The 23,538-nt window shown below is 64.3% G+C and carries 25 protein-coding genes; 18 read left to right on the top strand and 7 right to left on the bottom strand.

What is annotated here, in order from left to right; all coding sequences use genetic code 11:
* The 10 genes from C8348_RS01760 (at nt 1) to C8348_RS01715 (ending at nt 9,380) form a co-directional block, all read left to right on the top strand.
* Nucleotides 1-837: an ABC transporter ATP-binding protein gene (locus tag C8348_RS01760; protein WP_106751536.1), complete on the top strand. Its 837-nt coding sequence runs from the start codon at nt 1-3 to the stop codon at nt 835-837.
* Nucleotides 834-1,718, top strand: a complete 885-nt coding sequence (locus tag C8348_RS01755) for an ABC transporter permease (RefSeq protein WP_106751535.1) — start codon at nt 834-836, stop codon at nt 1,716-1,718. The genes C8348_RS01760 and C8348_RS01755 overlap by 4 nt, the downstream gene beginning before the upstream one ends.
* A gap of 3 nt (nt 1,719-1,721) precedes the next feature.
* Nucleotides 1,722-3,086 carry a cytosine deaminase gene (locus tag C8348_RS01750; RefSeq protein WP_106751534.1) on the top strand — a complete coding sequence of 455 codons (1,365 nt, stop codon included), beginning with the start codon at nt 1,722-1,724 and terminating at the stop codon, nt 3,084-3,086.
* A complete protein-coding gene (locus C8348_RS01745; protein ID WP_106751533.1) occupies nt 3,083-4,489 on the top strand; it encodes an FAD-binding oxidoreductase in 1,407 nt (468 codons plus the stop codon). Before C8348_RS01750 ends, C8348_RS01745 begins: the two co-directional genes overlap by 4 nt.
* 131 nt (nt 4,490-4,620) lie before the next feature.
* Entirely contained in the window at nt 4,621-5,202 is a 582-nt protein-coding gene (locus tag C8348_RS01740) for an NAD(P)H-dependent oxidoreductase (protein WP_106751532.1), read from the top strand.
* A gap of 2 nt (nt 5,203-5,204) precedes the next feature.
* A complete protein-coding gene (locus C8348_RS01735) occupies nt 5,205-5,792 on the top strand; it encodes an NAD(P)H-dependent oxidoreductase (RefSeq protein ID WP_106751531.1) in 588 nt (195 codons plus the stop codon).
* A 126-nt stretch (nt 5,793-5,918) separates the two neighbouring features.
* Entirely contained in the window at nt 5,919-6,446 is a 528-nt protein-coding gene (locus C8348_RS01730; RefSeq protein ID WP_106751530.1) for a MarR family winged helix-turn-helix transcriptional regulator, read from the top strand.
* A 177-nt stretch (nt 6,447-6,623) separates the two neighbouring features.
* Nucleotides 6,624-7,547, top strand: coding sequence for a DMT family transporter (locus C8348_RS01725; protein WP_106751529.1), 924 nt, complete (start codon nt 6,624-6,626; stop codon nt 7,545-7,547).
* A 141-nt stretch (nt 7,548-7,688) separates the two neighbouring features.
* The gene (locus C8348_RS01720; RefSeq protein ID WP_106751528.1) at nt 7,689-8,168 is read left to right on the top strand and encodes an OmpA family protein; all 480 of its coding nucleotides are present in this window, start codon (nt 7,689-7,691) and stop codon (nt 8,166-8,168) included.
* 123 nt (nt 8,169-8,291) lie between these two features.
* Nucleotides 8,292-9,380, top strand: coding sequence for a LacI family DNA-binding transcriptional regulator (locus C8348_RS01715; RefSeq protein ID WP_106751527.1), 1,089 nt, complete (start codon nt 8,292-8,294; stop codon nt 9,378-9,380).
* Nucleotides 9,381-9,389: 9 nt separating this feature from the next.
* On the opposite strand, the gene C8348_RS01710 is transcribed toward C8348_RS01715, so the two are convergent.
* Together C8348_RS01710 and C8348_RS01705 are read right to left on the bottom strand one after the other, a co-directional pair.
* Nucleotides 9,390-11,216: a vWA domain-containing protein gene (locus tag C8348_RS01710; protein WP_244293911.1), complete on the bottom strand. Its 1,827-nt coding sequence runs from the start codon at nt 11,214-11,216 to the stop codon at nt 9,390-9,392.
* Between the two features lie 202 nt (nt 11,217-11,418).
* Nucleotides 11,419-11,961 carry an RNA polymerase sigma factor gene (locus C8348_RS01705; protein WP_106751525.1) on the bottom strand — a complete coding sequence of 181 codons (543 nt, stop codon included), beginning with the start codon at nt 11,959-11,961 and terminating at the stop codon, nt 11,419-11,421.
* Nucleotides 11,962-12,203: 242 nt separating this feature from the next.
* Here C8348_RS01705 and C8348_RS01700 point away from each other — a divergent pair, with 242 nt between their 5' ends.
* The 7 genes from C8348_RS01700 to C8348_RS01670 are packed head-to-tail and all read left to right on the top strand — an operon-like array spanning nt 12,204 to nt 18,071.
* Complete coding sequence (locus C8348_RS01700) at nt 12,204-13,391, top strand: CobW family GTP-binding protein (protein WP_106751524.1); 1,188 nt, start codon at nt 12,204-12,206, stop codon at nt 13,389-13,391.
* 14 nt (nt 13,392-13,405) lie between these two features.
* Nucleotides 13,406-14,380, top strand: coding sequence for a WD40 repeat domain-containing protein (locus tag C8348_RS01695; protein ID WP_106751523.1), 975 nt, complete (start codon nt 13,406-13,408; stop codon nt 14,378-14,380).
* Between the two features lie 10 nt (nt 14,381-14,390).
* The gene (locus C8348_RS01690; protein ID WP_106751522.1) at nt 14,391-14,897 is read left to right on the top strand and encodes a DUF2937 family protein; all 507 of its coding nucleotides are present in this window, start codon (nt 14,391-14,393) and stop codon (nt 14,895-14,897) included.
* 41 nt (nt 14,898-14,938) lie between these two features.
* Nucleotides 14,939-16,528: a gamma-glutamyltransferase family protein gene (locus C8348_RS01685; protein ID WP_106751521.1), complete on the top strand. Its 1,590-nt coding sequence runs from the start codon at nt 14,939-14,941 to the stop codon at nt 16,526-16,528.
* A gap of 32 nt (nt 16,529-16,560) precedes the next feature.
* The gene (locus tag C8348_RS01680; RefSeq protein WP_106751520.1) at nt 16,561-17,469 is read left to right on the top strand and encodes a LysR family transcriptional regulator; all 909 of its coding nucleotides are present in this window, start codon (nt 16,561-16,563) and stop codon (nt 17,467-17,469) included.
* 51 nt (nt 17,470-17,520) lie between these two features.
* The gene (locus tag C8348_RS01675; RefSeq protein ID WP_106751519.1) at nt 17,521-17,763 is read left to right on the top strand and encodes a ribbon-helix-helix domain-containing protein; all 243 of its coding nucleotides are present in this window, start codon (nt 17,521-17,523) and stop codon (nt 17,761-17,763) included.
* Nucleotides 17,760-18,071, top strand: a complete 312-nt coding sequence (locus tag C8348_RS01670; RefSeq protein ID WP_106751518.1) for a type II toxin-antitoxin system RelE/ParE family toxin — start codon at nt 17,760-17,762, stop codon at nt 18,069-18,071. The genes C8348_RS01675 and C8348_RS01670 overlap by 4 nt, the downstream gene beginning before the upstream one ends.
* A 45-nt stretch (nt 18,072-18,116) precedes the next feature.
* Here C8348_RS01670 and C8348_RS01665 read toward each other — a convergent pair whose 3' ends face one another.
* Nucleotides 18,117-19,193 (bottom strand): Glu/Leu/Phe/Val dehydrogenase dimerization domain-containing protein, encoded by a 1,077-nt coding sequence (locus tag C8348_RS01665; protein ID WP_106751517.1) that lies wholly within the window; start codon nt 19,191-19,193, stop codon nt 18,117-18,119.
* A 371-nt stretch (nt 19,194-19,564) separates the two neighbouring features.
* Between C8348_RS01665 and C8348_RS01660 the strand changes: the two genes are divergently transcribed.
* The gene (locus C8348_RS01660; protein WP_208983440.1) at nt 19,565-21,283 is read left to right on the top strand and encodes a HoxN/HupN/NixA family nickel/cobalt transporter; all 1,719 of its coding nucleotides are present in this window, start codon (nt 19,565-19,567) and stop codon (nt 21,281-21,283) included.
* 17 nt (nt 21,284-21,300) lie between these two features.
* On the opposite strand, the gene C8348_RS01655 is transcribed toward C8348_RS01660, so the two are convergent.
* The 4 genes from C8348_RS01655 to C8348_RS01640 all read right to left on the bottom strand — a co-directional run bounded on the left by C8348_RS01655 (nt 21,301) and on the right by C8348_RS01640 (nt 23,517).
* Nucleotides 21,301-22,056 carry a gamma-glutamyl-gamma-aminobutyrate hydrolase family protein gene (locus C8348_RS01655; protein ID WP_106751515.1) on the bottom strand — a complete coding sequence of 252 codons (756 nt, stop codon included), beginning with the start codon at nt 22,054-22,056 and terminating at the stop codon, nt 21,301-21,303.
* A gap of 98 nt (nt 22,057-22,154) precedes the next feature.
* Complete coding sequence (locus C8348_RS01650) at nt 22,155-22,469, bottom strand: HigA family addiction module antitoxin (RefSeq protein WP_106751514.1); 315 nt, start codon at nt 22,467-22,469, stop codon at nt 22,155-22,157.
* Complete coding sequence (locus C8348_RS01645; protein ID WP_106751513.1) at nt 22,457-22,768, bottom strand: type II toxin-antitoxin system RelE/ParE family toxin; 312 nt, start codon at nt 22,766-22,768, stop codon at nt 22,457-22,459. The genes C8348_RS01650 and C8348_RS01645 overlap by 13 nt, the downstream gene beginning before the upstream one ends.
* A 95-nt stretch (nt 22,769-22,863) precedes the next feature.
* On the bottom strand, nt 22,864-23,517 hold the full coding sequence (locus C8348_RS01640) for a response regulator transcription factor (protein ID WP_106751512.1): 654 nt from the start codon (nt 23,515-23,517) through the stop codon (nt 22,864-22,866).
* Nucleotides 23,518-23,538 lie beyond the last annotated feature (21 nt).

Here is a 23,538-nt window from a genome sequence, read left to right as displayed (position 1 = left end):
ATGTCCGCAGTGCCTGAAACCGCCAGCCTGGTTACCGCCGGGCGGGTGCCTGCCTCGTCCCGTCCGCTTGTCCGTCTCAACGGCGTTTCCAAAACTTTCTCCAACGGCACCATCGCCCTCAAGGACATGACCCTTGATGTCGGGCAAGGTGAGTTCATCAGCCTTCTGGGGCCTTCCGGCTGCGGCAAGTCGACGGCGCTGCGCATCGTCGCCGGGCTGGGCGAGCCGTCATCGGGAAGCCTCGACTGGCCAACCTCCGAGCACAATGCGGCCGGTCAGCCAGAGCCGGAGATCAGCTTCGTCTTCCAGGAGCCGACGCTGATGCCCTGGGCCACGGCCTTCGAGAATGTCTGGCTGCCGCTGCGCCTCAAGGGCCTGCCGCGCAAGGCTGCCGAAGAGCCGGTGATGGAGGCTCTGTCGATGGTCGGTCTCGACCAGTTCCGCGATGCCTATCCGCGCGAGCTGTCAGGCGGCATGAAGATGCGGGTCTCCATCGCCCGCGCGCTCGTGACCCGGCCGAAGCTGCTTCTGATGGACGAGCCCTTTGCCGCTCTTGATGAGATCACCCGCTTCAAGCTCAACAACGACCTTCTGCGCCTGTGGCAGCGCTTTGGCTGGACGGTGATCTTCGTGACCCACTCGGTCTATGAAAGCGTCTATCTCTCCAGCCGGATCGTGGTGATGGCGTCCCGCCCGGGCCGGGTTGTCAGTGACCTCGCTATTGACGCGCCCTATCCGCGCGACGAGGCCTTCCGCACCTCACCGGTTTACAACGAGCATTGCCGCCACACCTCCGCTGCCCTGCATGCGGCCATGGATGGGGGAGAGCACCTATGACCGCGCTTGATCCTGCAAACGGGGCTGCAAAAGAGGCATCTCCCGCGTCAGTTCAGCACAATGACACCCCGCAGCCGGTACCTCGCGCCGAGGAGGCCAGCGACCGGCTGATGCGCCTGATCATTCCGGCAGTGATGCTGGGGCTGCTGGTCCTCCTCTGGGCCTGGTACGTCTCGGCCTATGACGTCCCGCATTACATCCTGCCCAGCCCGTGGCGGGTCGCCCAGTCGCTGGTCAATGACTGGCCGACGCTGTCCTCCGCGCTTCTGGTGACACTCAAGATCACCTTCATGGCCCTTGGGCTGGCGCTGGCTGGCGGTGTTGGCCTTGCGATCATCATGACCCAGTCGCGTTGGGTGGAACTGGCGATCTATCCCTATGCGGTCATCCTGCAGGTGACGCCGATCGTGGCCATCGCGCCACTGATCGTCATCTATGCTCCCACCACCCAGGTTGCCGTGCTGATCTGCGCCTTCATCGTCGCCTTCTTTCCGGTTCTGTCCAACACGACGCAAGGGCTGAAATCGACGGACCACAATCTCCTGAACCTGTTCGAGATGTATGGTGCCAGCCGCTGGCAGACCCTGCGCTATCTCAAGCTCCCGGCTGCCTTGCCATATTTTCTCGCTGGCCTGAAGATTGCCGGTGGCCTTGCCCTCATTGCAGCCGTGGTGGCCGAGTTTGCCGCCGGGTCAGCCGGCGCAAACTCCGGGCTCGCCTACCGGCTGCTGGAGTCCCAGTTCCGCCTCAACATTCCCCGTCTCTTTGCCGCGCTTCTGCTCCTGTCCCTGACAGGTGTGCTCATTTTCGCCCTCACCAGCGCGGTGTCCCATCTTCTGTTGCGCCGATGGCATGAAAGCGCCATCCGCCGGGAGAACTGAGCCATGAGTGAAGTCCTGTCTGTTCCCATTCGCGGCACTGCCTGCCTGAGACAGGCGCGCGTTCCCGCCGCGCTTTTGCCGGCAGTCGTGGCTGGGCCTGATCCTGCCGCCCTCGTTCTGGTCGACATCGAGTTCGAAAACGGCTCAATCCTGTCGATCACGCCCGCCGGCAGCCGTGCACCGGTCTGTGGTGATTACAGCTATGACCTTGACGAGGGGCTGGTGCTGCCGACGCTGGTCGACATGCACACCCATCTCGACAAGGGCCACATCAGCCCGCGCCAACCCAATCCGGATGGCACCTTCATGGGGGCGCTCACCGCTGTTGGCGCGGATCGCACCGCCAACTGGACGGCTGAGGATGTGCGCGCCCGCATGGAGTTCTCGCTCCGCTGCGCCTTTGCCCATGGCACGTCGCTCATCCGCACACACCTCGACAGCATTCCGCCGCAGGAGAGCATTTCCTGGCCCGTGTTCGAGGAAGTGCGTGCCGACTGGCGCGAGCGGATCGACCTGCAGGCCGCCTGCCTCTTCGGCATCGACCGGCTGGACGCGGATGACGGGTTCCTGACCGCCATAGCCGACCGGGTCGCTTCGGCGCGGGGCGTGCTGGGCGCCGTCACCTACATGATCCCGCGTCTTGACGAACACCTCGATGCAATGATGGTGGCCGCTTCGGATCGCGGCCTCGACCTGGATTTCCACGCCGACGAGACCGGCGACTGCAACGCCCGTACCCTGCATCACATTGCCGAGGCCGCCATTCGCCATGGCTTCGAGGGCCGGATCGTCGTTGGTCATTGCTGCTCGCTCGCCCGGCAGCAGCCGGACGAGATCGACCGCACGCTGGATCTGGTCGCAAAGGCCGGGCTCGGCATCGTTTCTCTGCCCATGTGCAACATGTATTTGCAGGACCGGCAGGCCGGCCGCACGCCGCGCTGGCGCGGGGTTACCCTGCTGCATGAGATGAAGGCGCGGGGCATTGCCGTTGCCGTCTCGTCCGACAACACGCGGGATCCCTTCTATGCCTATGGCGATCTCGATCTCGTCGAGGTCTACACCCAGGCAACCCGCATCCTGCAGCTGGATCATCCGGTCGGCGACTGGATCCGCACTGTCAGCACCACCCCGGCCGAGTTGCTCGGCCGGCCGGAGCAGGGCCGCCTCAGGGAGGGCGCGCCCGCCAATCTGATGCTGTTCCGCGCCCGCAACTGGACCGAACTGCTTGCTCGTCCGTCCGGCCCGCGCACTGTCATCCGCTCCGGCCGTTCCATCGACCGGACTTTGCCCGATTACCGTGAACTGGACGCCGTCCTTGCCGCGCGTCCAAAAGCCCTGGCCAAAGCCATGGCAGGAGTTGCCTTATGAGCGCTATCGACACCCTGAAGTCCGAGCTGGCCGGCCTTGCCATCGAGGACAATCCGCAGATCGTCAAGCAGAAGAGCCGCGACTTCTTCTGGTACTCGCCAGTGCTGAAGCAGCAGCTCGATCACGTCACCGGCGACCTCGTCGTGACGCCAAGGTCCGAGGCTGAGGTCATCCGCGTGCTGAAGGCCTGCTATGCTCTCGACATTCCGGTCACAACGCGCGGCGCCGGCACAGGCAACTACGGCCAGGCCATGCCCCTGTCGGGCGGCGTCATCCTCAACCTTTCTGAAATGAACCGCATCCTGTCGGTTCGCCCGGGCGTCGTCGTGGCCGAAGCCGGCGCGATCATCTCCAAGATTGACGAGGAAACCCGCGCCCATTCCGGTCAGGAGCTGCGCCTGCATCCCTCGACCTATCGCACCGCGACCATCGGCGGCTTCATCGCTGGCGGATCCGGCGGCGTCGGCTCCATTTCCTGGGGCGGCCTCAGGGATCTTGGCAATGTGCTGGGCCTCAAGGTCATCACCATGGAAGCCGAACCGCGCGTCCTGCATCTCAAGGGCGCGGACCTGTCCAAGGTCATGCACGCCTATGGTACCAATGGCGTCATCACCGAGGTCGAGATGCCGCTGACCTCGGCCTATGATTGGGTCGATGTTATCGTTGGCTTCGACGACTTCATGGACGGCGTCGTCTATGCCGATGCGCTGGCCAATCAGGATGGCATCCTTTTGAAGGAACTTGCCCCCATCGCCGCGCCGCTGCCGCATGAGTATTTTCTCCGGCACCAGAAGTTCATCCGCAAGGACCAGTCGGTCGTGGTGATCATGGTCGCGCCTTTCGCGATGGATGCCTTCGCAACCTTTACGGCCTCGCATGGCCGCGCCTCGATCCTCTATCGCTCGGATGAGGCGGACGAGGCGACGCTGAAGACCCTGCCGCCAGCCTATGAACTGGCCTGGAACCACACCACCCTGCGCGGCCTGCGCGTCGATCCGGCCATTACCTATCTGCAGGTTCTCTATCCCTATCCGGACCAGGTGGCCAAAGTCCGCAAGATGACCGAACTCTTCGGCGACGAGGTGCCCGGACATCTGGAGTTCGTGCGCTTTGATGGCAAGATCACCTGCTTCGGCCTGCCGGTCGTGCGTTACACCACGGAAGCAAGGCTCGACGAGATCATCCGCCTGCACGAGGAAGCCGGCTGCCCGATCTTCAATCCGCATCGCTACACGCTGGAAGAGGGCGGGATGAAGCAGACGGATGCGGTGCAGCTCGCCTTCAAGCGCGAGGCCGATCCCAAGGGTCTGCTCAATCCGGGCAAGATGATCGCGTGGGAAGATCCGTCCTACGATTTCACCTCCGGCAAGGTCTTCCTGTTCTCAGGCCTCACCCCGGCCTGACCCTTCGGTCCGGTCCCGTCAGACGGCCGCCCTGGGTCCCGCCGGATCCGGGCCGTCCCTGACGGCTGGCCGCAGCAGTGCCTTGCTCCCCGCAAGGCCGAGTCGAGAATGATCCCGCCTGGAGTGGTCTGATGAAAGTGCTTCTGCTCTATGCTCATCCGGTCGAGACCAGTTTCGCCGCGGCCCTGCATGCCGAGGTGCGCGGGGCGCTCGAACGCGCTGGACATGAGGTGGACGACTGCGATCTTTACGCCGAGGACTTCGATCCGCGCCTGACGCGGGAAGAGCGGCTCGGTTATCACGACCTGGACCACAACCGCGAGAGCGTTGCGCCTTATGTGCAGCGGCTTCTGGCCGCCGAAGCGCTGGTCCTCGTGCACCCGGTGTGGAATTTCGGCTATCCCGCAATCCTCAAGGGCTTCTTCGACCGGGTGTTCCTGCCCGGCGTATCGTTCCGGATGGAAAACGGCAAGGTCGTGCCGGCGCTCGCCAACATCCGCAAGCTGGCCATCGTCACCACGTATGGCGGCTCGCGGCTGAGGGCCTTCCTTGTTGGGGATCCGCCGCGCAAGCTCGGCACCCGAGTCCTGCGGGCCGTCATCCATCCCCTCGCACGCATGCGCTATCTCGCGCTCTACGACATGAACCGGGCAACCGATGCGGCCCGGTCTGCCTTTCTCATGAAAGTCCGCAAGACAATGGAGGTCTTCTGAACATGCGGGTGCTGGTTGTCTATTGCCATCCCTGCCCGGAAAGTTTCAACGCCGCCGTAAAGGAAACCGTGCTCTCGACGCTTGTGTCGTCCGGGCATGAGCTCCGGGTCATTGACCTTTACGGCGAGAATTTCCAGCCGGCCATGGGGGCGGACGAGCGGCGGGGCTATCACGACGAGGGCGGCAACGTGCGCCCGGTCGAGCGCCATGTCGAGGCGATCCTGTGGTGCGAGATGATCACCTTCGTCTACCCGACCTGGTGGTTTGGCCTGCCGGCCATGCTGAAGGGCTGGCTCGACAGGGTCTGGGTGCCACATGTCACCTTCGAGATGCCAACCGAGACGACCGGCATGCGGCCGAAGATGCAGCACATCCGCAAGATTGCCGTGGTGACCACCTGCGGCGCGACCTGGTGGGTGTCCAAGCTGATGGGTGAGCCTGGCCGCAAGACGCTCCTGCGCGGCATGCGCGTCCTGTGCGCCCCGCGCTGCAAGACCCTTTATCTGGCTCACTACACTATGGACAGCTCGACACCGGCAAGCCGGGCGCAGTACCTTGAAAAGGTTCGCAGGAAACTTGCCCGGTTTTGAGTTGTCGCCACGCGGTTGTCATTTGACGGTTAAGGAACGCGGCTAGTCTCGCGACGAATCGCGCGGGACTGGGTTCTCGCGTGGTCGCAAGCTAGGCTTTGCCAACCGGCAGTGGAGTGATCGACGATGGCATTCAGTTACAAGAAGAGCGTGACTTTCCGTCTGCTGCAGGCGGCCAAGGCCCAGCGGGCTCGCTCAGGCGGTCATTTGATGCGCATTGGCCTGCATCCGGGGCAGGAACTGGTGCTGAAAGTGCTGTCGGATGGTGATGGCCGCACGATGAGCCAGCTGGCCCTCGCTCTCGGCGTGCAGCCGCCCACCGTGACCAAGATGGTGACCCGGCTCTCGGCCCAGGGCCTTGTCCGCCGTCAGGTGTCCGAGACCGATGGCCGTCTCGCCCGCGTATTCCTGACCGACGAAGGCCGCACCCGTGTCCTGTCCGTCGACAAGGCCTGGAAGCGTCTCGAGAAGGAAGCGATTGCCGGTCTCGATGACAAGGATCGCAAGAAGCTGCGCAAGCTGCTGCGCCAGATCGAAAAGAACCTGTCGCTGACCACCGAGATCGATCCGGAACTCGACAATGACACGGACGTCGATGATCTCGACGAGGAAGCGCCCGTCGCAACCGTTGTCCCGCTCGCCGTCGAGGCCTGAGTCTACCGACGCGCGATGCATCGGCGTCGCTGCAACAACGCGTCATCCAGGGGGAAAGCCGTACCGCTTTCGTCCTGCATGATCTTTCAGCGGCGCAGTGAGCGGTCTACTGTAAGGGCTTGGCGGCGTGTCTGCGTCGCCGGCTGATCCGGCCCTCCCGCCAGCGGACCCAAGACCATGACCGAGCCCATCACGCCCCTCCCGTCGAAGGACAGCGAGGCGGCGGCGGAAAAGCGTTCCCATCTCATCGCCATCGGCATGATCCTCGCGACCTGCCTGTGCTTTTCCATCCTGGATGCCACGGCGAAATATCTGACCACCTACAGCCATCTGCCGCCCTTGCAGATTGTCTGGATGCGCTTCGTCAGCCATCTGGTCATCGCCTTCTTCATGTTCCGCATGTGGGCGCATCCGGAGATTTTCCGCACCGACCGTCCGTGGCTGCAATTCATTCGCGGCCTGACCATGCTCGGCACCACCTCGTTCAACTTCCTCGCCGTGCAATACCTGCAGCTGGCCGAGACCATGTCGATCTTCTTTGCCGGTCCCATTGTCGTCACCGCACTCGCCGGGCCGCTGCTCGGCGAATGGGCCGGCATCCGGCGCTGGGCGGCGATTTTTGTCGGCTTCATGGGCGTGCTGATCATCGTCCAGCCGGGCAGCGGGGCAATGCACTGGGCGGTGATCTATTCTGTCGCCTCGATGCTGTGCTACGCACTCTATGCGCTCATGACACGCATGCTCACCTCGACCAATTCCACCATCGGCATGCTGGTCATCCCGGCGGTGATCTCGTCCATCGCCATGACCGGGCCGGGGCTTGCCGTCTGGGTCAATCCGCCGGACCTGTTCCACTGGGTGCTGCTGCTGTCGACCGGTGTCTGGGGCGGGCTCGGCCACTGGATCTTCATCGCCGCGCATCGCCGCGCGCCCGCACCGCTGCTGGCGCCTTTCACCTATCTGCAGATCATCTGGATGATCGGACTTGGCTTCCTGGTGTTCGGCGACATTCCCGGCAGCTCCACCATCATCGGCGCCAGCGTCGTCGTCGCCTCGGGCCTGTACATCCTCTACCGCGAGCAGGTGGTGAAGAAGACTTGAGCTGACGGCGGTGCGGGTGGTTGACGCCGCAGCGTTCCCCTTGCCAAATGGCGCCACATTTCAGGCTTGCGCTTCGGGGGGAACATGCGGGCGGTTCGTAAGATTGATCACTTTGCGCGAGTCCGCTTCGGGTGCCTTGCCATGCTTGTTCTCAGCCTCGGGATCCTGTCCGGCTGTCAGGCCATCAGTGAAGCTGAAAAGCCGCAGACCCCGTCGCAGGCCGCCGGCTTTGCACCGGGCACCGAGGAAGAGTTCATGCTCGATATCGGCCGTCGCATCTATTTTGCGGAAGGCAGCTCCGATCTCGACGACAAGGGCCGCGAGATCGCCCTCCGCCAGGCGGCATGGCTCAAGGCCAACCCGCGCTGGCTGGCCAAGATCCAGGGCCATGCCGATGAACCGGGCGGGGAGGCTGCCAACAAGCGCCTGTCTGAACGCCGCGCCAAGGCCGTCTACGACCTCCTTATTGCCCAGGGCGTCGAGGCCAAGCGGATCTGGATCAAGGGCTATGGCATCGAGCGGCCGGAGACGGACTGTGATCCTGCCGAGTGCACCCGGCTCAACCGGCGTGTTACCGTCAACCTGCGCGAAGAGTATGACGACACAGCGCCGCAGCGCTGATCCTTCGGCATCGGTTGCACCGGCAACGATCGCGCGGCACACTTTCACCTTGCGGGAATCACGGCGGCGCGAGTATCTGCGCCAGCGATAGGCCCCGTACGGGGAACGTTTGAGGTGGCGCGCATGAGCGACAATCCGGGTTCTGGTTCAGGGGTTCACCCCGATGAACCGCGCGGCCGCCGCCTGACGCTGGGCGACATCGCCGAGCGGCTCGGCATCTCAACTGCCACCGTCTCTCTCGCGCTGCGCGATTCTCCGCTTGTTGCCAAGACCACCCGCGACAAGGTCAAGGACATGGCGCGGCAGGTGGGCTACATCTACAACCGCTCCGCCGCCTCGCTGCGCACCTCGCGCACGCAGATCGTCGGCGTCGCCGTGCATGACATCATGAACCCCTATTTCGCCGAGATCTTCTCCACCCTGGAGGACGAGCTGGAGCGTCAGGGGCAGATGGTCTTCATCTGCAATCACCGCGACAATGTCGAGCGTCAGCGCGTGTTCATCGACACGCTGCTGCAGCACCGTGCCGATGGCCTCATCCTCTGTGCGTCGGTTGGCACCACGCCGGAAGAAATCAACCGTCTGATCGATCAGGGCATTTCCGTCACCCTCATCTGCCGCGATGTCGAGGGCGCGAACGCCCCCATCGTGCGCGGCGACGATGAGACCGGTGCCTTCCTCGTCACCCAGCATCTGATCCGCCAGGGCCATCGCCGCATCGCCATGGCGGGCGGGCGGCGGGAAACCTCGACAGGCCGCGACCGCAATACCGGCTGGCGCCGGGCGCTGGCAACAGCCGGGATCGACCCGGATTCGCAGCTCGATATTCCTGAGCTGATGAACCAGACCGACGGCCAGTCGGTGGTGCCGCGTCTGCTGGCGGCGCCGGAGCGTCCGTCGGCGGTCATGTGCTTCAATGACATGGTCGCGCTCGGCATGATGCCGGCCTTGCGCTGGGCCGGTGTCGAACCCGGGCCCGGCATGGCCGTCACCGGCTATGATGATGTCGATGGTGCCGCCGCGCGGACCCCGTCTCTGACCACGGTCGCCAGCCATGCCGACCGCATTGGCTCCATGGCAGCATCCCTGATGCTGCGCCAGATCGGCGGCGAGGACGTCCCCGTCACCCGCCACCTGATCGAACCGGACGTGAAGATCCGCGACTCCTCCCCACCCCCCGGCGTCCGCCACGGCCGCCGCCTCGGGGCTTGAGGGCCGCGACTACTGCGGCAAAGGCGCCAAGGGCCTTGCGGTCTTGGCGAGATCGACGAGGCCGATGAAGGCTGCCCGGTGGCCGGCGCTGTCCTCGCCCTTCGCGCTGCGGGCCAGCGCCGCCACGTCCTCAAGCCGGTAGTCCCTTGTGAAACGGCCGCCCTTGAGAATGTCGCCGAAGGCGGCAACCGCAGTGGCAAAGCGGAAGTCCGCGTCGGCTGCCTCGAAGCTGTCGACGACCATTGCCTGTGTCACCGGCTGCTCGATCAGCTTGCTGTCGTTTTCGCCGGGCGTCTTGTAGCGGATGCGCAGGAACGCCAGCTCATCCGTGGAACCGGCCGGCGCTGCGGGCGGCGCCACCTGATAGCGCAGGGTCTCGGTCAGACCGCCGGTTACGCTCGCGGGCGTGAATTCATACAGCGCCGTCACCGTGTGGCCTGCGCCGATGTCGCCGGCATCCACCTTGTCGTTGCTGAAATCCTCCTGGCGCAGGGCGCGGGTTTCATAGCCGACCAGCCGGTAGTCCTTCACTTCGGCCGGGTTGAACTCGACCTGCAGCTTGACGTCGCTTGCTACCGTGAACAGCGTCGCGCCGACCTCTTCCACCAGCACCTTGCGGGCCTCAGTCAGGCTGTCGATATAGGCGGCATTGCCATTTCCGTTCTGCGCCAGCGCCTGCATCAGCTCGTCATTGTAGTTGCCCTGGCCGAAGCCCAGCACCGACAGGGTCACGCCGCTCGCCCGCTGCCGCTCGACGAAGGCCTGCAGATCGGCGACTTCGGTGAAGCCGACGTTGAAGTCGCCGTCGGTCGCCAGGATGACACGGCTGACGCTGCCGTCCGTCTTGCCGGCTTCCGCCAGCGCATAGGCCTGGCGCAGGCCTTCGCCGCCTGCCGTGGAGCCGCCGGCGTCCAGACGCTCCAGTGCGGCGAGGATCTTGGCTCCCTCTTTGGCCTGCGTCGGCTCAAGCACCGTTCCCGCGCTGCCGGCATAGGCAACAATCGCCACCGTGTCCTCTGGCTTCAGCGTCGTCAGCAGCAGGCGGAAGGCGTTCTTCAGGAGCGGCAGCTTGTCGGGTGCATCCATCGACCCGGAGGTGTCGATCAGGAACACCAGCCGCGCCGGCGGCATCGCGCTGCGGTCCGGCACGGCCGTCTTCAGCCCGATGCGCAACAGCCGCGTGTCCTTGTTCCAGGGCGTGGGTGCGATGGACAGGCTGGTGGCAAAGGGCGCAGTGTCCTTTACCGGTGCCGGATAATCATAGCTGAAATAGTTGATCAGCTCCTCGGTGCGGATCGCGTCCGGCAGAGGCAGCACACCGTCCATCAGCGCCGCGCGCATCACGCCATAGGAGGCCGTGTCCACATCGGCCGAAAAGGTCGAGACCGGATCATCGGCGACCCGTTTGACAGGATTGTCATCGGCCTTCGGAAACCGGTCGCGGCCGTGTTCCACATAGGCGATGCCCGGCACTGCGACGGCCGGCTTGCTCATCTTGGCTGCATTCGGCATGGCCATCGGAGCCATTGCCCCACCCGGAGTGGGCATCAGCGCCGGGGCAATCGGTGCCGGCTGCGGCAGGGCATCGGTCAGGGCGGTGGGTGCCTCCTCGGCCAACCTCGCCCGGTCCTGCGCCACCAAGGGCTGGTTTGCATTCTTTGCCAATTCTGTCTTTTCGCTCGCCTGCGGCATTGCCGCATCGCCGGAGGTATCGCGCAAGGTCTCCTGCCAGGGAGCAAGTTGCACCGTCAGGGCAATCGCGGCGATCCCGACGCCTGCGCCGGCGACGGCCGGCCACATGGATCTGCGGCGCGGTGCTTTCGGTTCTGTGGTCATGCCAAGCATCCTTCCAAGTTGGTCTGTCCAGTTCCTGCCCCAACTCGTCTGACGCCGCGGCGTTGCCGCTTCTTGGCTGGCATGTGAAATTTTCTGATGATGATCAAAGGCGGCCATTGCGGCGCCAAGCGCACGCGCCCTCGCTGCCGGGTCGGCGGCGGGCAGCGTCGCCTCAAGCGCCTGTCTGGCCTCGTCCAGTTCGTCACGCATGGTCGCGCTCCTTCAGGGCTTTCAGTTTCTGCCGCAGATCCGACAGCCGCCAGGAGATCGTGCCCGGCGATACCGCAAGCACCTCTGCCGCTTCTGCGTGTGTCATGTCCTCGCCCAGCACCAGCAGCGCAGTTGCCCGCAGCGGATCGCCGATTTCGTCCAGCGCTGCCATCAGCCAGGCATGGGCCGCTGCCGCCGCATTGGCCTCCGCCCGGGTGCCGGCCTGGCTGCGCGCGTAGTCCGCGTCCCGGGTGAGAGAGCGGGACTGGCTCCGGCGCCGGTCTGCCGCTGCATTCAGCGCCAGCCGATATAGCCAGGTGGAGAAACGGGCCTCGCCGCGAAAGCTCTTCAGCCGTGCAGGCAGGGTGGTCAGGATGTCCTGTGTCAGGTCCTCCGCCTCTGCCCTGGCACCGCAGAAACGCCAGGCCAGGCGATACAGCCGGTCATAGTGACGCTCTGCCAGCAGGCGAAAGGCCTCGCGGTCGCCCTGTCCGGCCCTGAGGGCAAGGTCTTCATCGCTGGCTACAGCATCCATCAGGCGTCCACATTGTCTCCGGAGTGTCTCCGGCCGGGGGATCTGTCTTTAAGACGCCGCCGGATGGCCAAAGCTTGGCCCGGCTTGTGTGTTTTTTCAAAGGCAGGATATGTCCGACGCGAAAGGCGTGAACTTGCGCGCACAACATCCTATATTGCGTTCCAATCCGACCCGACCTATCGCGGTGCGAATCGAACCGGAGCCTCCGCCGGCGTCGCCCCCACTGACAGGACCCTGTTCTCATGACCACTGCCGCTAACGAGCCGACCAAGCAGATCCCCGTCACCGTGCTGACTGGATATCTGGGCGCCGGCAAGACCACCCTGCTCAACCGCATCCTCTCGGAAAACCACGGCCAGCGCTATGCCGTGATCGTCAACGAGTTCGGCGAGATCGGCATCGACAACGACCTGCTCGTCGAGTCCGACGAGGAAATCTTCGAGATGAACAACGGCTGCATCTGCTGCACCGTGCGCGGCGACCTGATCCGCACCGTGCAGAACCTGATGAAGCGCCGTGGCAGCTTCGATGCCATCATCGTCGAGACCACCGGCGTCGCCGATCCGGCCCCGGTGGCCCAGACCTTCTTCATGGATGACGACGTGCGCGCGGCCTCGCGCCTCGATGCCGTCGTCGCTGTCGTCGATGCCCGCCACGTGCTGCAGCGCCTCGCCGACACGCGCGAGGCCGAGGACCAGATCGCTTTTGCCGACGTCATCCTCCTCAACAAGACCGATCTTGTCTCGCCGGAGGAACTCGCCGCCGTCGAGGCCCGGATCCACAAGATCAACCCCTATGCCGTGCGTCACCGCACCGAGCGCTGCGCCATCGACATCGCCAAGGTGCTGGACCGTGGTGCCTTCGATCTCGACCGCATCCTGTCGCTGGATCCGCAGTTCCTGAAAACCGGTCACGGTCATGACCACCATCATGGTCACGACCACGACCATCATCATCATGATCACGACCATGCCTGCGGCCCGGACTGCGCGCATGATCATCATGGCCATGACCATCATCACCACCATGATCATGATCACGGGCATCACGCGCATGACCATGACCACGACCATGACCATGATCACGTCTGCGGCCCGGACTGCGACCACGACCATCACCACCACCATGACGATCCGCATTCGGTCCGCAGCATTTCCCTGCGCGCCGGCGAGCTGGATCCGGACACCTTCTTCCCCTGGATCAACCGCGTGACCCAGGAAGACGGCGCCAAGATCCTGCGTCTCAAGGGCATCCTGGCCTTCAAGGACGACGCGCAGCGCTACGTGCTGCAGGGTGTGCACATGATCGTCGAGGGCGATCACCAGCGCGACTGGAAGGACGGCGAGCCGCATGAAAGCCGCCTGGTCTTCATCGGCCGCGAGCTGGATTTCGATGCCCTGAAGCAGGGCTTCGCCGCCTGCGCGGTCTGACAGGAGAATTCGACGTGACGACGCTTGCTGCGGCTGACGTCTCGGGCTTCGTTGTCCGGGCCGGCTTTCTCAAGGACACGCCCTATTTCGCCCTTGGCGGCGGTGAGGTCGTGTTTCTTGCCGGAACCCAGATCCACGTGGCCGCCCATTCCGGCGGCCTGCTGGCGGCTGATGAGCGCCCGGACGGCTCGGGTCTGGTCACCGGCGGTGACGATGGCCGTGTGGTCGAGGTCAAGCCGGATGGCTCGGTCACAGTCCTGGCTGAACGCCCGCGCAAGTGGATTGATCTTGTCGCCTGCGGTCCCTCCGGCGCGGTTGCCTACGCCAGTGGCCGGACGGCTTATGTCCGATTGGGCGATGGCACGGAGAAGGAATTCGCCCATGCCCGCGCGGTCGGCGGCCTTGCCTTCGCGCCCAAGGGCCTGCGTCTGGCTGTGGCCCGCTATGAGGGCGTGACCCTGTGGTGGGTCAACACGCAAGGCGCACCGCAGATGCTCGACTGGCCCGGCGCGCACCATGCGATCACTGTCTCGCCGGATGGCAAGTATGTCGTCACCACCATGCAGGAAAACGCCCTGCATGGCTGGCGGCTTGCTGATGGGCAGGACATGCGCATGACCGGCTATCCCGGCAAGGTGAAATCCTTCAGCTGGTCGGCCAAGGGTAAATATCTCGCCACTTCCGGCGCCAATGCTGCGATCGTCTGGCCCTTCTCCGGCAAGACCGGCCCGATGGGGCAGTCTCCGCTGCAATTGGGAACCCGTTCAGACATGCTTGTCAGCATGGTCGCCTGCCATCCGAAGGAAGAGGTCGTTGTCGTCGGCTATCAGGACGGCATGATCCTGCTGTGCCGCTTTGCCGACAATGCCGAGGTGCTGATGCGCCGTCCGGGCAAGGCGCCGGTGTCAACGCTGGCGTGGGACCGGGACGGTTTGCGCATTGCCTTTGGCACCGAGGACGGCGAAGCTGGCGTCATCGCGCTGGAGTAAGGAGACCGCCATGCTCGCCAGGTCTTTCGTCATCGCCGTCGGCATTCTGGCGGGTGTGACCTCCTCGCAGTTGCCCGAATTTGCCCAGCAATATCGCCAGCGCCTCGGCGGGGCCATTGACGCCCTGCAGCAGGTCATGGCGGTCACGGCCGAGGATGCGGCCCGCAACGGTCTGGATGTGGATGGAGCGCTGGCCCGGCTGAAAGGCAGTAGCGATCCGCTCGTGGCCGCTCAGGGGCGGTCGCTTGAGGACATGCGCGAGAAACTGGCCAATATGCGCGCCCAACGCGATGCCTTTGCGCAGTCCGACGAGTTCGGGCGGCTCCTTCTCTTTCTGACATCCGCCGACCCGGATGTGGCCCGGGGCACCTATGAAGATTTCGAACCGGCGGTGCCGGCAACGGCGGAGGGGGTTGTCACGGCCCTTCTGGGCGGACTGGCAGGTGTCGGCTTGTTGCGCCTGATCGCTGCCTTCCTGCGCGGGCTCTGGCGCGTTCTGGTGCCGCGGCCGCACTGATCCACTGGCGCCAAAACACTCATTTCTGACGGGAGAAGCAGATGGACACCATAACCTCATCCGGAGGCATGGTCGTTGCCCCGCATATGGCAGCGGCAAACGCCGGGGCAGAGATCCTCGCCGAGGGCGGCTCTGCCATCGAAGCCATGATCGCGGCAGCCGCCACCATCGCGGTCGTCTATCCGCACATGAACGGCATTGGCGGAGACGGTTTCTGGCTCATTGCCCCTCCGGGCGAGGACCCCAAGGTGATTGCCGCCTGCGGTCCGGCCGGCTCAAAAGCCACCATTGCCGCCTACAACCGTGCAGGTCACGGCACTGTGCCGACGCGCGGACCGCTTGCCGCGCTCACGGTTGCCGGTACGGTCGGTGGCTGGCAGAAGGCCTATGAGGCCGCCGCCAGCCTCGGCGGCCGCATGCCGCGTCGCGAGCTGATGCAGGCAGCCATCGCCCACGCCAGGGACGGCATTACCGTCTCGCGCAGCCAGGCGCATCTGACGGCGGAGAAGCTGGCCGAGCTCGAAGCTCAGCCAGGCTTTGCTTCCGTTTTCCTGAAGGACGGCAAGGCACCTGAGGCCGGCGCAGTGATCCGCCAGGAGCGGCTGGCCGATACGCTGGATCACCTTGCCGTCGCCGGCTTTGACGATTTCTATCGTGGCGACGTCGGCGCCTCGATTGCCGACGATCTGGAGCGCATAGGCGCGCCGGTCACCAAGGCCGATCTGGAGCGCTACGAGGCCCGCATCCGCCATGCGCTCAAGCTGCAGACGAAAGCGGGCACGATCTTCAACGCCCCGCCACCGACGCAGGGGCTCGCCTCACTGATCATCCTCGGCCTCTATGACCGGCTGAACGTTCCGGCACGGGAAGGGTTCCCGATGCTTCATGGTCTTGTCGAGGCGACGAAACGCGCTTTCCTTGTCCGGGATCGCATCGTCACCGATCCAGACCGTCTGCCCGAACCGCCGTCCAAATTCCTCGATGCCGCCTGGCTCGATGCAGAAGCTGCCACCATTTCGCTGAACCGCGCCCTGGACTGGCCGGTCAAGTCGGCGCTCGGCGACACCATCTGGATGGGGGCAGTGGATGCCAAGGGCTGTGCCGTCTCCTTCATCCAGTCGGTCTACTGGGAGTTCGGCTCCGGCTGCCTGCTGCCGAAGACCGGAATCCTCTGGCAGAACCGCGGGGCCAGTTTCTCGCTGCACCCCGAGGCGCTGAACGCGCTGGAACCGGGACGCCTGCCGTTCCACACCCTCAACCCCGCGCTGGCCCGCCTGTCCGATGGCCGCGTGGTCACCTATGGCACCATGGGAGGCGAGGGGCAGCCGCAGACCCAGGCAGCCATCTTCACCCGCGCCATTCTCAACGGCATGCCGGTGGGCGAGGCCATCGACGCACCCCGCTGGCTGCTCGGCCGCACATGGGGCGATGCGACGACGGCGCTGCGTCTGGAAGCCCGTTTCGATCCCGATCTGGTGCGGGCGCTGGAGCGTGCCGGTCACGAGGTGGTGGTGCTTGGCGAGGATTATTCCGATACGATGGGCCACGCGGGCATGATCATCCGCAATACGCGGGGCGGGCTGGAAGGCGCACACGACCCGCGCGCGGACGGCGGCGCAGCGACGGCCTGATGACGCCCTGATCGGGCAAGGGAGACGAGGCAATGGATGCCATCACGCGCATGCGCTGCTTCATCCAGGTGGTGGACAGCAACGGTTTTTCCGCCGCAGCCCGGGAAATGGGCCGCTCGAAGGCGTTGGTCTCGAAATACATCGGCGAGCTGGAAGACGAACTTGGCGTGCGGCTCCTGAACCGCACCACGCGCCAGATTTCCCTGACCGAAGTGGGTGAGGCCTATTACAAGGAAGCCTCCGACATCCTGCAGCGGATCGATGACCTGCAGGCCTCGGTCCAGTCCACCCATCACGAGGCTCGCGGCCGCCTGCGTGTGTCGGCTCCGCGGTCGATGGGCGACGGCCTCATCAACCGGGCGATCATGGAGTTCCTCGTCGCCGAGCCCGAGATCACCATCGATCTGCGCCTTGATGACCGCTTCGTCGATCTGGTGGAAGAAGGCTTTGACGTTGCGATCCGGGTGACGGATCTGGAGGATTCCAGCCTGATCGCCCGCAAGGTCGCGCCCTTTAGCACTGTGGTCTGCGCCACACCGGCGGTTCTTGAGCGCTATGGCCGGCCACAGCATCCGAGCGACCTGGCCGGCAAGCCCTGCATCGTCGACACGAACTATCGTCACAAGACCAACTGGCATTTCGCCGAGAACGGCACCCGCTTCGCCGTGCCGGTGCGCGGACGCATCGAGGTCAACAGTGCATCCGCTGCTCGTGATGCCGCGATCTGCGATCTGGGTTTCCTGCGCACGCCGCGCATGTTCGTGCATCAGGACCTTGCGGATGGCCGTCTGGTCCCCGTGCTGGAGGGCTTTGATCACGACGGTCCCGCGATCTATGCGGTCTATCCGCACCGCCGCCACCTCTCCGGCAAGGTGCGCTCCTTCGTCGACTTCCTCGCCGCCTGGTTCGGCGAGCGCCGGAAGGCCGGCGAAATGTGCTGAGGCTGACAACCGGCAGCATCGCGTGTAGGCTAGTGTGCAGAGAGGTGCGACGTGACGGCACAGGTTCACAATGGCAAGGCCATTGAAGCGCTATTGAGCAGATTGCTTGCGACGGGCCGCTATGCAACGGCAGATGATGCGTTGCTTGCGGGTCTCACCTTGCTTGCCGAGCGGGAGCTGCTGCGCAGTGCAATTCAGGATGGCATTGCCAGCGGCTCAGGCATTCCTGCCGACGAGGTCTTCACCCGTCTCAAGAGGAAATACGCGAGTTCCGGCAGCAGGCCGCAGTCTTGAACCTTGAGTTTTCACCTGCAGCTGCGGGTGACCTCGAGCAAATTGCCGATCAGATCGCCTTGGACAACCCGGCACGTGCTTTGCAGTTTGTCGATCAGGTTGAGGCGCTTTGCCGAAGCTTGACCGAATTTCCCTTTCGCGCTGGGGAGCGGAGCGGTATTTCGCCTGGTCTGCGCCTGAAACCTCTCGGGCTTTACCTGATCGCCTATAGGGTCCTGCCAAACCGGTTGCGTATCGAACGTATTCTGCATGGCGCACGCGATTTGCCGGCCCTCTTTGCAGACTCTGGCGGCAATCGCGATCTCTGAGGGTTCCCCTCCCGCCAGCCGTCCAGCCAGCGGGAGGAGATTAGATCAGCGGCCGGCAGCGGCGAGGCGTTCTTCCGCCATCCTGTCGGCGATGCGCTCCGGGGTCACGTTCTCGTCTCTAGCGCGGTCGAAGATGCGGGTCAGCGTCGTGCCGATGGCCAGGGTCTTGTCCCTGACCAGCACATCGTCACCGCCTGGCCGGGCGAGGGCGATGGAGATGACGCCGCCGGCATTGATCGCGTAGTCCGGGGCGTAGAGAATGCCACGGGCCTTCAGGGCCTCCCCATCGGCCGGCGTTGCCAGCTGGTTGTTGGCAGCGCCTGCCACGATGGCCGCGCGGATGGCCGGAATGGTAGCGGCGTTAAGCCCGGCGCCGAGGGCGCAAGGGGCGAAGACATCCGCCTCCACGGCATGGGCCTCGCCCGGGTCGACAGCGATGGCATTGAAAGCGGCCACGGTACGATCCACCGCCGGAGCATGAATATCCGACACGATCAGCCGGGCGCCGGCTGCGTGCAACTGGCTGGCAAGATCGAAGCCGACATGGCCGAGGCCCTGGACCGAGACGGTGCGGCCGGCAAGGTCTTCGCTGCCGAAGACATGGGCAAGCGCGGCGCGGATGCCGGCGAAGACGCCGAGTGCTGTATAGGGCGACGGGTCGCCAAGCCCTGTGCGGGCCGTGCCGCGGACATGGTCTGTGTGCTCTGCCACGGCTTCCATGTCAGCCGGGGATACGCCGACGTCCTCTGCGGTGATGTAGGAGCCGTTCATCCGCTCCACATGCCGGCCGAAGGCGTGCATCAGGTCTGCCGTCTTGTCCCGGCGCGGGTCGGCGATGATCACCGCCTTGCCACCGCCCAGGTCCAGGCCAGCAAGGGCGTTCTTGTAGGTCATTCCGCGCGACAGCCGCAGGGCATCGGTCAGCGCCTCGCCCGCGCTGGCATAGGGCCAGACGCGGCAGCCGCCGAGGGCAGGTCCGAGGCGCGTGTCATGCACGCACAGGATTGCCTTCAGGCCGGTGTCCCGGTCATGGGCGAAGACCACCTGTTCATGGGCGTCGAATTCGGGATGGTCAAAGGCCGCGCCGGCAACAAGGGCAGCGGGACGGGTTACGGCATTCATCGGCACTCTCGCGTCCAGAGGGGAAATGCGTGCCGAAAATTGCCGGTTTCAGAGAGAATTAGGTGGTCTTTCTTCCGGATATTTTCAGACTATCGGGAAATTTTTCCCTCAGAATTGCGATGATGGGCAGAAAGCTGCATCGTTTCCTGTTGCGTTGCGGAACACACTTGTCACAGCCATGTTCCTGCCGCCTTCTGGCATCATGCCAGTGCAGCAGAATCACCCAGGTCTGTCTGCAAACGCCCCTGATCCCCAGAGCTTGAGCCGGTTCCCTGATGCGCGCTTTCTCCGTCTTCGCTTTCCGGAACATACCTGCTGCGTGCCTGGCCCTGGGGCCATCCGGTACCTGGATCCGCACCGCTGTCGTTCTGATGCTTCTGCTGGGACTGTCAGTTACACCCCTTTCGGCTCATCCGCATATTTTCGTCGAGGCGCGGTCGAAGCTGGTCATCGACGCCTCCGGCAAGGCGGCGGCCGTCGAGCATGTCTTCCGCTTTGATGATGCCTATTCGGCCTTCGCCATCCAGGGCTTTGATGCCGATGGTGATGGCCAGTTCAGCCGTGACGAACTGGCAGAGCTTGCCAAGGTCAATATCGAGAGCATGGAGGAGTTCGGCTACTTTACCTTCGGCGACAACGGCCGGGTCGAACTCGACTTCACCATGCCGCAGACCTACTGGCTCGAAGTGGTCGATGTTCCGCTCAAGGACTACTGGGCGATGAAACCGGAGGATATCGAGGCGATCCAGCAGGACAGCGTCCGCCTCGGGACCCCGATGCCCGAGACAGCGCGGCTGCTGGAGCTGCATTTCGTGCTGCCGCTGAAGGAGCCGAGCGATCTGGCGGCGGCGATCACCTTCGATATCTATGATCCGACCTATTACGTCGATTTCCGGTTTTCCCGTGCTGACGGGGCTCTGGGGGTGGTGGGCGGTCCCGGGAACTGCCGGGTTGAACGACGCGATCCTCCGTCGCTGGATGCCCAGACGGCTGCGGCTCTTGCGGCGATCGGTCCCGAGCAGCGCGACCTGCCGCCGGAACTGGAACAGGCCGCCGCACAGCTCGTCAATCAGATGATTGTCACCTGCGGCGAGGCGCTGGTGGCCGCCCCCGCAGCTCCGTTCCCGCCGGTGACCCCGCTCAACCGCCAGCAGGCGGAAACAGGTTCAGCCTCAACGGGGCTGTCCGTTGGCGTAGAGATCCCCGCCAACCCCGCTCCGTCCGGCAACTCCCTGTCGCTGGTGTCCAGTTTCTTTGGCCATATCGCCCTGCTGCAAAGCGAGTTTTACCAGAAACTCGTTGCGGCCCTGCGGGCGTTTCGCACCAATCCGGAGGCAGGCTGGCTGCTGGCCGGGATCTCGTTCCTTTACGGCATCTTCCATGCGGCAGGGCCCGGCCATGGCAAGGCGATCATCTCGTCCTACGTCCTGGCAAGTGGCGACACGCTGCGGAAGGGCGTGATGCTGTCCTTCGTTTCGGCCTTCGCCCAGGCGGTGACGGCGATCCTGTTGGTTGGCGGGGCGGCGTGGATCTTCAACCTCACTTCGCTGGCGCTGCAGGAGACAGTGAAGAGCTTCGAGACGCTGTCCTATGCGCTGGTCACCGGCCTCGGCATCTGGCTGGTCTATGCCAAGGCGATTAGGCCGTATCTATTACAGCGCCGGGCCGCTGCGGCGATCGGCCATGTGCATGTTGCCGGGGCTGACGGCTCCTGTGACGCCTGCGGCCATGTCCATGCTCCGAGCCCGGCGATGCTGGCCGAGCCGCTGACCCCGGCGCGGGCCGCATCGATCATTCTTGCCATCGGTCTCAGGCCCTGCTCGGGTGCGCTGATCGTTCTGGTCTTTGCCCTGTCACAGGGGATGATTCTGGCCGGCATTGCCTCGACCTTTGCCATGGCGCTGGGCACCGGCATCACGGTAGCCTTGCTGGCGCTTCTCGCTGTCGGCGCCAAAGGGCTTGCCGCCCGTCTCGCCGGCAGCGAAGGCGTCTGGCCGGACCGGATCCATCGCGGCATCGAAATCCTGGCCGCGCTGATGGTCCTGGTGATTGGCGGAACCCTTCTGATCGCCAATCTCGGCTGGGCGTGAGGCTCGTCGCGCCGGCTTTACCGCAGTTTCTGGTCGCGATATCGGGCCACGTCGGCGCCGAAGGCTGCGAAAATCTTCTGCGACGGCTGATCGCAGGCGACCCAGTATTCGGGATGCCACTGGGTTCCAAGCGCGAAGGACTTTGCGCCTTCTACGGACACCGCTTCGATGGTTCCATCCTCGGCAACGGCCTCGATGGTGAGCTTGCGGCCCAGTTCGCCAAGGGCCTGGCGATGCAGTGAATTGACCTCGATCGTCGTGTCGCCGACCGCGCCGTGCAACTGGCCCCCGGCGCGCACGTCGATCGGATGAGAAATGGCAAAGCGCTCTTCCTGGCGTTCGGACACTGGGGCCCGGTGGTCCTTGCGGCCCTCGAGTTCCTGGATTTCGGTCAGAAGTGTGCCGCCAAGCGCCACGTTCAACTCCTGCATGCCACGGCAGATGGCGAGCACGGGGATACCCCGTTCCAGGGCCCGGCGCAGCAAGGGCAGCGAGGTGGCGTCCCGGTCCGGGTCATAGGGCCCGTTGGCCTCGCTTGCCTCGCCGCCATAGAGATCCGGGTTGACATTGGAGCGTGAGCCGGTCGCCAGCACCCCGTCCACCCGGTCCAGCACCGCATCCAGGTCGATGGCGCCGCCCAGCGACGGCAGGATCAGCGGGATGGCATTGGCACCGTTCAGTGCCGCTTCCAGATAGGTGGAGGGCGCGGCGTGCCAGCGATAGCCGTCAATCGGCTTGACGTCGGCGGTGACGAGAACAACGGATTTCGACATGGGGGCAAGGCTCTTGCAGGTGACGCGGCAATCAACGGCGAATGAATGCGACCCTGCCACGAACCGGAGTTGCCGCCAAGGGGCAGGGAGGGGCGGGTTCAGGCGGCAGTCGCCGCAGTCAGTTCGGCATAGGTGGTCTGGATGTCGACAGGACCTTTCTGATTGGTTGCAAACTGCTGCAGATCGTAATTTGTCTGCATGTTGAGCCAGTACTGCGGCGAGGTCTCGAAGAAGCGGGCAAGCCGCATCGCAGTATCCACAGTCATTGCCGTTTCGCCTTTGAGCAACCGTTCGATCCGGGTCCGCGGAAGATTGAGCAGGCGAGCGAGCTTTCCCGCGCTCAATCCGGCCGGATCGAGGTAGAGATCCTTCAGCAGGACGCCGGGATGAAAGGCTGGAGCTACAATAGGCATGCTTTCAGGTCCTGAGATGAATGATAGTCACACACTTCGACAATATCCGGGCCAGAGTCGGTCCAGATAAAACAGATCCGCCACTGATCGTTGATCGACAGCGAGTATTGTCCTTGCCGATCGCCTGTCAGTTTATGCAGCCGGTTGCCAGGTGGCAGCCGTAGGTCGTCCACGCGTGTCGCAGCATTGAGTGCTGCCAGGAGTTTTTGCGCTCGAAGGACCAGATCCGGCGGAAATCCCTTGCCAACTTTCCCAATGGCAATGCTTTCCGTCAGTTTGTCGCGGTATCCTTGGATCACGTCCGCCCCTCTGTTGCCGGAAGTCCAGCCTGGGACTGCAGGCACCTGTTTACCGCTTTTGTATCATTCCATGATACATCTTTTTGTCAAGATCCTCAAATCAGCTGCAGTTCCTGCGCGATGCGGTAGAGATGCGCGGCGTTGCCGCTGCCGGCCTTGTCGCGGATATTGAGCCGGTGCGATTCCACCGTGCGCACGCTGATGCCGAGGGCCTGGGCGATTTCCTTGTTGGTCTGGCCGCGCGCCACGCCCTGCAGGACTTCCCGCTCGCGTTCCGTCAGGCCATAGGGGTCGCTGGCCGGGGCGGCTGGCTGCCGGTTTTCCATCAGGCTCGGGCCGACGCGGGACGAGAAATAATACCCGCCATTGGCGACGGCCAGGATTGCGTTGATCATTTCCTTGGCCGAGATGTCCTTCAGCAGGTAGCCCCTTGCGCCGGCCTGCATGACGCCGCGCACATATTCCGGGTTGTCGTAAATCGACAGGATCAGCACGCTGATCTGCGGAAAGCGGCGGCGGATTTCTGCGGTGGCCTGCAGGCCGTTCATCTCCGGCATGGAGATGTCCATCAAGAGAATGTCTGGCTTCAGGGCTTCCGCCATCTGCAGCGCCTGGCGGCCGTCGGTGGCCTCGCCGACGATTTCCAGCGGGGCGACGCCTTCGAGCCGTGCCCTTATACCGGCGCGGACAAGTTCATGGTCATCGGCCAACAGCAGGCGGACAGGCTGGTTCGGGTTGCGGTGGGTCATTGTCAGTGTTCCGTCTCATGT

It is taken from the genome of Pannonibacter carbonis (assembly GCF_003012935.1).
Taxonomy (GTDB): Bacteria; Pseudomonadota; Alphaproteobacteria; order Rhizobiales; family Stappiaceae; genus Pannonibacter; species Pannonibacter carbonis.
This window is presented reverse-complemented; position numbering and strand designations above follow the sequence as displayed.